The organism is Acutalibacter intestini (genome assembly GCF_034334985.1).
Taxonomy (GTDB): domain Bacteria; phylum Bacillota; class Clostridia; order Oscillospirales; family Acutalibacteraceae; genus Acutalibacter; species Acutalibacter intestini.
In genome coordinates, this window is the sequence record NZ_JAWXXL010000098.1 from 1 (window position 1) to 1,364 (window position 1,364).

Consider the following 1,364-nt stretch of genomic DNA (forward strand, 5'->3'; position numbering starts at 1 on the left):
ACCAAGGACGCCATGTCCACGGTCAACGGCGAGAGCGTGAACACCATGGACACCCTCTCCGCCCTGGCAAAGCAGATGGGCAGCGAGACGGCCTTCTCCGCCAGCGAGTGCGCCGAGGCTTTGAACTACCTCGCCCTCGCCGGATATGACACCCAGGAGATGTGCGACACGCTCCCCACCGTCCTCAACCTGGCGGCGGCTGGCGGTATCGACCTGGCCTCGGCCTCCGACATGGTGACAGACGCCATGTCCGCTTTGGGCATGGGTACAGACGAGGCCACCACCATGGTGGACCAGATGGCAAAGACCTCGTCCACCACGAACACCTCGGTGGCCCAGCTTGGCGATGCCATCCTGACCATCGGCGCTACGGCGAAGTCCGTCAAGGGCGGCACCGCCGAACTAAACACCGCTCTCGGCATCCTCGCCAACAACGGCATCAAGGGGGCCGAGGGCGGTACGCATTTGCGCAATGTCATTCTCTCCCTGCAAAACCCCACCGATAAGGCCGCGGCCTGCATGGAGCAGCTTGGCGTGGATGTGTACGACTCCGAGGGAAATATGCGCTCCCTCAACGATGTGCTGGGCGACCTCAACACTTCAATGGACGGCATGACCTCCGCCGAGAAGTCCAACATTATCGCCACCATCTTCAACAAGACCGACCTCGCCGCCGTCAACGCCCTTCTCGCCAATACTGGCGAGAGCTGGGACACCCTCCAACAGTCCATCACCGAGAGCGGCGGCGCTGCCCAGCAGATGGCGGACACACAACTGGACAACCTCCAAGGTCAGCTCACCATTCTGAAGTCGGCGCTGGAGGGCCTCGCCATCTCCATCGGGGAACTGCTCATGCCGGTCATCAAGAACATCGTTTCCGGCATCCAGTCCTTTGTGGATTGGCTGAACAGCCTGGATGAAGGCACCAAGCAGACCATCGTCACCATCGGGCTGATCGTAGCCGCTGTGGGGCCTGTGCTGATCGTCATTGGCAAGGTCATCTCGGCGGTCGGCACCATCCTCTCGGTGGTGTCCAAAATTGGCCCGGTCATTGGTGCGGTGAAAACCGCCGCCACCGGGCTGTTCACTGTCTTAGCGGCAAACCCCATCGGCCTGGTGGTCGCCGCCATCGCCGCCCTCATCGCCATCTTCGTTGCCCTCTGGAACAACTGCGAGGGCTTCCGCGAGTTCTGGATCAACCTCTGGGAGAACATCAAGGCCGCTGCGGTGGCTGTGTGGGAGGCGCTGTCCTCCTTCTTCCAGGGAGCATGGGAGGCCATCGTCAACTTGGCCCAGACCATCTGGGGTGGTATCGGCGACTTCTTCTCTGGGCTGTGGGAGGCCATCTCCACCACGGCCCAGGC

At 62.1% G+C, this 1,364-nt stretch carries 1 protein-coding gene; it reads left to right on the forward strand.

Annotated elements, in window-relative coordinates:
- The coding region (locus tag U8U68_RS21805) for a phage tail tape measure protein (protein WP_322204550.1) at nt 1–1,364 on the forward strand (1,364 nt) is incomplete at both ends.